The organism is Curtobacterium sp. MCLR17_051 (assembly GCF_003234395.1).
Lineage (GTDB): Bacteria > Actinomycetota > Actinomycetes > Actinomycetales > Microbacteriaceae > Curtobacterium > Curtobacterium flaccumfaciens.
The window spans coordinates 187,827-196,341 of the sequence record NZ_QKTA01000004.1; the positions used below are offsets into that span (position 1 = coordinate 187,827).

At 61.3% G+C, this 8,515-nt stretch carries 5 protein-coding genes; 3 read left to right on the plus strand and 2 right to left on the minus strand.

The window, feature by feature from the left end; translation table 11 throughout:
* Positions 1 to 138: 138 nt before the first annotated feature.
* A complete protein-coding gene (locus DEJ06_RS06160; protein ID WP_111038754.1) occupies positions 139 to 1,998 on the plus strand; it encodes a DUF4365 domain-containing protein in 1,860 nt (619 codons plus the stop codon).
* Positions 1,999 to 3,169: 1,171 nt separating this feature from the next.
* Here the strand turns inward: DEJ06_RS06160 and DEJ06_RS06165 are convergent.
* Positions 3,170 to 3,370 carry a hypothetical protein gene (locus DEJ06_RS06165; RefSeq protein WP_111038755.1) on the minus strand — a complete coding sequence of 67 codons (201 nt, stop codon included), beginning with the start codon at positions 3,368 to 3,370 and terminating at the stop codon, positions 3,170 to 3,172.
* Positions 3,371 to 3,745: 375 nt separating this feature from the next.
* On the opposite strand from DEJ06_RS06165, the gene DEJ06_RS18020 reads away from it, so the two are divergent.
* A complete protein-coding gene (locus DEJ06_RS18020; protein ID WP_181436702.1) occupies positions 3,746 to 6,175 on the plus strand; it encodes a hypothetical protein in 2,430 nt (809 codons plus the stop codon).
* A 275-nt stretch (positions 6,176 to 6,450) separates the two neighbouring features.
* Here DEJ06_RS18020 and DEJ06_RS06175 read toward each other — a convergent pair whose 3' ends face one another.
* Positions 6,451 to 7,893 carry a glycosyltransferase family 39 protein gene (locus DEJ06_RS06175; protein ID WP_181436703.1) on the minus strand — a complete coding sequence of 481 codons (1,443 nt, stop codon included), beginning with the start codon at positions 7,891 to 7,893 and terminating at the stop codon, positions 6,451 to 6,453.
* A 75-nt stretch (positions 7,894 to 7,968) separates the two neighbouring features.
* Here DEJ06_RS06175 and DEJ06_RS06180 point away from each other — a divergent pair, with 75 nt between their 5' ends.
* A complete protein-coding gene (locus tag DEJ06_RS06180; RefSeq protein ID WP_146245804.1) occupies positions 7,969 to 8,433 on the plus strand; it encodes a hypothetical protein in 465 nt (154 codons plus the stop codon).
* Positions 8,434 to 8,515: the final 82 nt, after the last annotated feature.

The window sequence follows — 8,515 nt, forward strand, 5'->3', positions numbered from 1 at the left end:
CAGAACGCTCTACGGCACCTACGACCGAGGATGAGTTTGTCGGACAGTGGGAAGCGCTTCAGCCCGAACGATGAGCTAGCCTCCCAATGAAGCGAGTTCATTCGACCGCTTCTCAAGCATTTGAACGCAGGAGAGCACATGGTAGCGACCCCAAATCGTCCGCGTAGCCACGCGCTCGAGACTAAGTCAAAGCGACTGTTCGAATCCGCGCTTCCTGAAGACTGGGTGATTACCGACGCAGGGGATGACTACGGTGTCGATCTCCGCGTCGAGATCTTCGAGAACGAGACAACGACAGGGCTGCAATTCAACGTCCAACTTAAAGCGACAGACGGAGTGGTTGCAGACCGCACTATTATAAAACGTGAAACACTAAACTATTGGGCAACGCTTCCGGCACCAACGCTCCTCGTTATCGCGCACGCGCCTTCTGAATCTCTCCGTTTCGTATGGATGCATACGTATCCTATTAGGGCCGCGGACACTAAGTCAATCACAATTGCAGCTTCACAAGTCTTAGATGCATCTACCCCGGCCGATATCGTCGAGGAAGTCCGCGCATACTTTCTAGCGAGGCGGCTGTGGCAACATTACCCAATTCCAATTGTTCTCGATGGCACGGATCTAAACGGTCAGAGCGTACTTCCAGTCAAGCGCGAACTGCGACGCCTAATCCGCGAGCTACCGTCCCTGGCGATCGTCACCGACAGTCCCGCCGCATCCCCACGTGCTCTGCTTCAATTCCTCGGTGATCGAGTCGAGGTAAGCATCAGTGGGACACCATCGCGCACGCTCACTTGGGGCGGAATTGATACCGAAGAGCACAAAAAGGAAATTGCCGCCGACCTATGTTCCGCACTCGGAGTTGCAGCGGGCGCTCTGGGTGCCGCTGACCTCGCCGCGGCCCTTTTAAAATTGGCCGCTCCTAGTTCGGGGATGCTCGCCGAGACATCGACTCTCCCTGACGTGATACGTCTTCTCGCGCAGACCGGCAACCAAGAAGCAATCTTGCAGATCGTTCGTCGTACTGTCTGTGTGGAAGATCATCCGAGCGCACATAACGTGTTGGCAGCGGCAGTGCTTGCTCTGCAGAACGAAGACCATAAGCCTATACTCTCCGCGGTGGGCTGGGCGCTGAGAGACGCGATTCAAACGTGGTCGGCACCAGCACGGCCGCTTTACAACGCTGCGGGCATGCTTGCTGACGAGGACCCTGAGGAAGCAACTCGCCTTTACGACGCTGCTGCCGCAGCAGATCCGGTCTATCTAGATCGAGGCTACTGGTGGTGGGAGAGGGGTCGTGCCTTCTGGAAAGCGGAAGATCCCGAGGAGGCGGAGGTCTGCTACAGACAAGCCATCGCTCTTGGGGAGAGTCGTGCTACTGGCCCGCTGGCAGATGTTCTTTTGCGGACGGGCCGCTTCAGTGCGGCTCTCGCCCTCTTGAACACGCTGGAAATGTATAGCGAACCCTCGGATGCTCAGTGGCGGTTGACGCGCGTGATGCTGAGTTATCTGAAGGAGGATCTGAAGATCGGTGACCAAAACCCGGCAGACTGGCCGACTGTTGGTTTCGAGCCCGTTCCGGGAGCCGACCTTCACGAGCGCGCGGTGCGATCGCTCAGGCGGAACGCCGTCGACTGGTGGGCGCACGCGGCAATGGCCACAACGGCCGAGGCGCAGTCTCGGACCTTCGCCTCGGTGGCTGCTGCTCTTTGCATCTTGAGCGACCCGTCGTTATGGCTGCGGGTTGTTGAATGGGCTATGGTTGACGACGCTCTTGACGGCGATCGGCGAATGGTAATAGCGCAGGATGCCCTTTTCTGCGCTTGGGTCTATACAAATGATGATTTCAAGGAAGCCGTCGAGGATGATCCTTTTATTGCCGAGGGGTTGAAGCAAGCGGTTATCGGTGCGTTCGACACCATACGTCCCGGCAGTCCCATTCCGGAGTTGAGGTTGTGGAATGATGACACTGGCGAGCAGATCGCGATGGACTAATCGAGCTCGTGCGGCGCGAGTGCTCACAATGCCCTGGTCGGCGTGAAGTTCGGCGCGAGCTGCCGAAGCGTTCGCCGCCTGTTGCGCAGTTACCGGGACGGGTCGTGCACCACATTGCCAGCCACGTCGAGGTTGGGTTGGGAGTGTCGCGGACACCGGGGTCTGCGACTTGGGCATCGTCATTCCCTCGGGGTATCGAGGTTTGGTCGTAAACTCGTCTCATGCCCGAGCCCCGAACGAAGTCCCTGCGTAAGGGCGTGCGGCTCGGCATGTGGTCCCCCCGCGGCCGATTTGTACCGTTCGGAACACTTGTGTTCGCTGCGGACGGCGGGATCATTCTTGCACCAGTAGAAGTTCTTGGCGCACGTTGGCGGTACGGGGAACAGCGCGCGAACGTGTTGCCGAGCAGAGACTCATTCGCGGAGGTGTTCGTGCGGCCCAAGCTCCACTATCACCAATCCGGGCACGTAGCTGCAAGCTTGTCTGGCGTGCGGATCCCCAGACGAACCGCTCAGTACCTGCCTCTGAAAGACCTGTCCCGTGCGCAGATCCTCGGCCTGACTGCCGTGCGACCTTGGGAACTGCCATCGTTTGGCGAGCCTCGAGTCGGCGACGTAGGCACTCGGGAGACGGAATGGCCCCAGCGGGTCGGCTGGTCAATCGCGCTCCTTGACCACCCCACAATCGAGCGAAGTCGCGTAGTTCTCAGTCTGGGCAATCGGGGACTGATCGGTGGCGACAAGCAACGGGTGGTGTTTGACCTGCGCGAGTTTGGCCGTGACTCGCTACTGGTAGCTCGCATCCACTTACAGTACGAGACCAGTCTCGATGTCCAACCTTCGGTCACGGCCGCGGCCTACCCGGCAGTCGAGCGAGGGGTTCCGGATCATGCTTACGTGCTTTGGTCATCAACGGCGAGGAACCCGATGCTGGCCTACGAAAGATCCGATGAGTTGATAAGTTCGGATGATCTGAATGACTTCTCCCGGTTTATGCCAGTTCGAACCGGTAATCTCGGGGGAGATCGTCCCTGAGTCGGTCATCGTGGTGGATGAGAAGTGGGTCGCGCCCCATCTGGATTTTGACGGACGGGCGGCGAATCGCAACGGTGCGCGGTCGGTGAGCGTGCCTCATTCAAGACGAATTGCTCCTGTTTGGCGAGCAAGACGAATCACGTCGTCAGCTCGCTCAGTTCGAGAGCCGCTGCGGGAGTGAGGCCGTTGAGGTCATCGCTTGGAGCGTTCAGGCGCGAGGAGTCGCCCCACGGGTCGACCTGTGCAGGATCGAGTTCCGCAAGTACCTCGCGCAGTCGAGGTAGTTGTTGGCCGCCGTCGTCGATCTGGCACGCAGGGACGAGGCGGAAGTCCTCCATGATTGCCTTCGAGATGTCGTGTCATCAATCAGAACCCTCCCGCGTGTTGCCCACCGCTCCCCAAACCACGTGCGTTGGCGCTCCATGAGCACCCACCGGCCTCCGAACGAACAATTTCTCCAATTGACTGATATTTCGGACCGAAGACCGTCCCCGATTGAGCGTGGAAAAGGCATGACATCCCGACCGTGCAGAGCACCGCCGCTCCCAGGTCCGTCCTGTGGAGCGAAAATTGTATGGCAAAAACGTGCACTCGCCCGTCGGGCTAGCCACTCGGACGCCAGCACAACGCAGAGTCGTAGGTTGAAGAGGTCGCGCGAGGCCCCCACCCTATAGAAGCAACGAGTGTGGAAAAATACGCGAGACCGTGCTTCAATGCTGCTCATGCCCAAACGCAAGAGAAAGCGGAAGAACCAGCGGGATAAGACCCGAAACTCGCAGCGCCGAGCCCGCACCTCGCGCGCGAGTGCCCCGCAATCCGGCGGTCAGGAGGTAGATGTTCACGGTGCCGCCATCGCGGAGTCAGTTCACCGCCAGCTAGAACTCATGGACGATCTTGAGACGTTCGACAATCAGCTGGACGAAGTCGACAGGCGGATCGACGGAATCCTCACCGAACTCATGGCGCAACTTTCGTCTCACCGGGCCGAACGAGTTGTAGAGCTAGCCCGACTCGCGTGCCTGCCGTGGTCAGCGGCCGGGCAGGTCAAGGTCGACGTTGAAGGCGGAGTTACGAAAGCGGAGATCTTAGCGCTACTGGCGCTCAGCTCCGACACCGCGGTGAGCTTCGGTTCACCGGAAAAGGAAGAAGCCAACTCGCTGTACGAAGCTGCTCATGGTTGGGCAGCGCGGGTCGGAGAAGTCATTGAGCTCGCCCAGGCGCGCCAAATGATCGTCGACCGGGAAAAAGCCACGAGTGATATCGACTCTCTTTCATTCATGACTCAATCCGCTTCGGTGTGGATTAGGAGCACGTCCTATCCAGACATGGTCAAGCCGACGTATCTCGCGCTCTTCGGAGGGGTCGAAGTTCGATCGGCACTTCGAGCGAATTTCGGCTTCGATGCCGACGAGGCGATTCGGGTTCTCGAAAGCTTACATGCCCTGCAAGTCGAGGCGATGAATGATCGGGTTGAGATCTATCTCCGCGCAATGGCGTCGGCGTACGGAGATGCGCAAAATGGGCAATCCATGCCTGATGAGACTAACAAGCTCAGGCTGCGCGCTCTGCATAATCGAGCCTGGCAACCCAGTGCTGATTCCGTGGCGTTCAGTCCAGAACGGGTTGCCTTAGCAGCAGGAGTTGAGGAGACGGTAGCGCGGGCCGTCCTTGACCATTTCGCTCCGGACACGGGATCAGCCACGCCACGCGAGATTCTGGACGCCTTCGTCGGCGGGGACAATGAACTCCGCACGAATCCTGTTATCCGCACGCGCCTCGGGGGCTATCTCCTTGTTCACGACGCGCTTGTGCTCCCGGCGATTCGCGAGAACCTCGAGCAGGAACTCAAGGGGCTCCCGGTTTGGGAGGTATACCAGTCGGAGAGAGGGGCACTCCTCGAGGACCTCGGCGAGAAGGCCTTCCGAGACCTATTACCTAAGGCAACTATTTTTAAGGCTTTCGACTATTTCGTCCCGAAGGACGAGAGCGAAGAAGGGCTCGATCCGGCGCAGTATACAAAGAAGGTCGAAGGTGATCTGTTTCTTACGCTCGATGATGTCGCAATCATCGTGGAGGCGAAGGCTGTTGCGATCAGTCCGGAGTCTCGTTCCGGCGATACTCGCCGCCTTCGGCGAGACCTCACCGGCATCATCAGTAAGGCCACGAGTCAGGCAAGCCGGCTCAAGCTTCGCATCGAGAATGACCGCGGTATACGCCTGCATCAGACCGGGTGGATGGATCTTGCGAACATCCGAGAGATTCATATTGTGGCTTTGAGTCTCGAGGACCTGTCGGGCGTGCCTTCTGCGATGAGCGAACTGATTTCGGCCGGGATGCTAGTCGAATCAGATATCCCTTGGGTCATATCTGTTCACGACCTACAGGTAATCGGGAGAGTCGTCGACAGGCCGGCCGAATTCCTCCTGTATCTGCGTCGTAGGCGGCAGCTGGAAATCGCGAAGACCTACATGGCGTCCGACGAGCTGGATTTGTTCCTGTATTTTTACGAAGAGGGCCTTTATGTTGGTCCTGTGCCTCAGGCCGTAGGCGTGGGTACGGGGGATGAGGAACAACCGGCTGAGGGGCAAAATGGGCAACGCATGTACATCACGAGCCGGACAGATCCGCTCGACGCTTGGCATTACGCAACCCTAGCCGATCCGAAAGCGAGAATAGCGAAGCCTCGCATTGCCGGCTCACCTATGACATCGTTTGTTGACGCAGTAGAGCGGTTCGGTTCATTTGGTTGGCTGAGTATCGGCGCAACTCTCCTCTCTGCTGACACGAGCATTCAATCGGAATTGGTTCAAGTTCCTCGGAAGCTGCAAACAGCTCCCGATTCGAAGATCAAGGGGCACTCGTTTACGGCCACGATCGGGGGAAGTACCACAGACGGGTGGGTTTTCGCATGGATGACCGTCCCGGCAGAAGGCGATGTATCCGCTGAAGTTGAACTTGCTCGTAGATACATCAAGGCGAAAAAATATCAGCTCGGACTGAGGCGAGCAGCAGCTTTCATCTTTGACCATCAGGGCGAGAATCCAGTCGGCATTGTATACGACGGTGAAATTCCAATCGCTGATCCTGCGATGGAGGAGGAGATCGCCCGACTCTTTCCGCTTCCGGGCGGCTCCGCGGCTTAAAGCCTTCTTGGTCGCAGAAGTGCGCAAGCAGTTGGGGCAGTGAGCGTGATCGTGTGAAAATCCTGACGTTGTCACACTGGGCCGTCTAGCGCGGACTCTCACGATCGGCGGTGTCGTCGCGAAGCATTGTCGAGACTGGACGTGCACAACGGGACAAATTATTTGGCAGTTGATGCGGACACTGACCCTCGCAGGCCCAGCGGAGGCCGACGCGCTTGGACACGTAGCGTGGCCGCCGACAGTGGGCGCGCGACGCCTCGCCAACGTCGCGTCGACTAGCGGGCGATCGTGAGGGCCCCGTTGTCCTCGCGGATGCGGCCGTCCTTCGGGACCCACACGCGCAGGCTGTCGAGCCTGCCCGTGGTGAAAGACGAGGCGTCATCCTGCAGCAGCGTGGTCACGGCCTCCGGTGCGGGGAGCCGCTGGTCGCGGCCGACGACGATGGCGACGTAGGGGCCACGGTCGAGTCGGTTGGTGCCGTGGTCGCCGACGTACGGCTGGAAGAGCGTGGGAGTCGCCGACACGAACAGGATCCGACCGTCGGGCACATCGTGTTCCTCGAGGTACCCGGGCAACAGCGCGATCCCGGTCGGGTGCGCCCGCGCGACGGCCTGGCTCACCCGGAACGAGGGGACGACGAGCGTCGCGACGAGGACCAGCACGACCGGGACGGTCAGGGCCCTCGGGGGGACGGTGGCGAGTCGCGTGAAGCCGATGGCGGCGAGGACCAGCAGGAACGGCATCCACGCGGTGTAGTAGGTCGGCAGCGCGATCTTGGCGACGACGACGTAGAACCCGACGAGCAGCACCAGGGATGCGCCGACGTACGCGACCAGGCGGTCCGCCCGCACCACCAGGGCAGCGAGCACACCGATCGCGAGGACGACGAGCATCCCCTTGCCGGTGCCGTCGAGCAAGAACCGGAAGCTCGCCCACCACGGTGCGAACGTGTAGATCTGCCCGTCGATCGTGATCGGGTGCCCGTTGGTGTTCTGCCCCTCCTGGAACGCGACCATGTACTGGATCGCGGAACGGATGCCCATCGGGACGTACAGGGCGACGAACGTCACCGTGAAGGCGGCGACCCAGAGCACGCCGCCGACGAGGCCCTTCCGCCATGCCTTGAACACGACCGGGAGCAGCAGGAACGCCGGGAGCAGCACGATGGTCGACAGCTTGGACGTGACCGAGGCAGCCATGAGCACGCCGGACACGGGAGCGAGCCACCAGGCCCGCTCACTGCGGATCCACCACCACGCGGCGACGATCGCGAACACGGCGAAGGCCGTCATCACCGGGTCGAGCAGGGCGAGCCGGTCGACCCGGGCACCCGCACCACCACGCGGAGTCAGCCACCACAGCGACGCCGCCAGCAGGGCACCCCAGTACCCGATCTCGCGACGCAGCCACAGGTACAGGACCACGCCGACCGCGAAGGTGAGCACGCCGACGAGGACCCGCGGGCCGATCGGACCCTGCCCGGTGAGGAGCTGCACGAGCCCGAACAGGTACTTGGCCGTCGGCGGGTGTTCGCGGTTCGCGCTGAAGTCCCCGTGGACGTACTGCCACCCGCTCTGCAGGTAGATGTTCTCGTCGCCGGTGATGTTCGAGCCGGCCAGGTTCCAGAAGCACTGGTAGAGCGCGGCGATCACGACGAGGAAGGCGATCGTCAGGCGGAGGCGGAGGTCGCCGGCGAACCCGGACACTCGTGATGGCACCACACGAACCTACTGGCCCTTCGACCGTCTTCGGCATCGACGTGTTAGGTTGTGCACAACCTAATGGAGCGCAATGTGAAACTCACCAGCTGGATCGGCTTCGTCACCGGTGGCCTGCTCGCCGGGCACGGCATCACCATGGTTCGCCGCACCCCGCTGCGCGCTCGAGCCCAGCAGATGCAGCGACGTGGATTCGAGCCGGGCGTCCCACACGCACTCGGCATCCCTGCCCTGGAAGTCCTGGCCGGGCTCGGGCTCGCCACCGCAGCGGTCCGCCGCGCCCCCGGGAGCGACCTGACCGGCACCGGCTCCGCCGTCGCGGCGACGGCCCTCGGTGGGACCCGGCTCGTGATCGACCGCGAAGACGGCTCGGTGACGAGCACGACCGGCGGTGCTGCCGCACTCACACTCGCCGGCGTGCTGCGGCTGCTCACCTCGACCCGCGGCCGTCCGGTCGCCCGGATCCTCACGCTCGGTTCCGCCGCTGCCGCGATCACGTTCGAGGCCGCACGACGACGCCGCGTCCTCCGCAGCCGCTGACCTCGCCCCCACTCCACCGAACCCCACCACCACCGTGAAAGGCACCACCCCGATGGCAACCCGCACCCCCGCAGTCCGTTCC